Genomic DNA, 270 nt, shown 5'->3' on the forward strand with positions numbered 1-270 from the left:
GGTTGGTACATTGTCCATGACGACCAACCGGTCGACGGCCTCTGCATGGTCCTTGGCGAAGCGGGTTGCCACGCGCGCGCCGCGATCATGGCCGACCAGGGCAACCTTATTGATCCCAAGTACCCGCATCAGTTCTCGGAGGTCCTTCGCCATGTTGCGCTTATCATATCCGCCGACTGGTTTGTCGGTCTCGCCGTAGCCGCGCAGATCGGGGGCGATGACGCGGTATTGCTTGGCGAGTACCGGGAGCTGGTGGCGCCAGGTATAGCT

The 270-nt window shown here is 61.9% G+C and carries 1 protein-coding gene; it reads right to left on the bottom strand.

The window, feature by feature from the left end:
• Positions 1-270, bottom strand: a 270-nt coding sequence (locus ACPYOM_RS22580; protein WP_481347676.1) for an alpha/beta fold hydrolase, incomplete at both ends; no start/stop codon positions are given.

Source organism: Monashia sp. HAY1-2A (assembly GCF_056755315.1).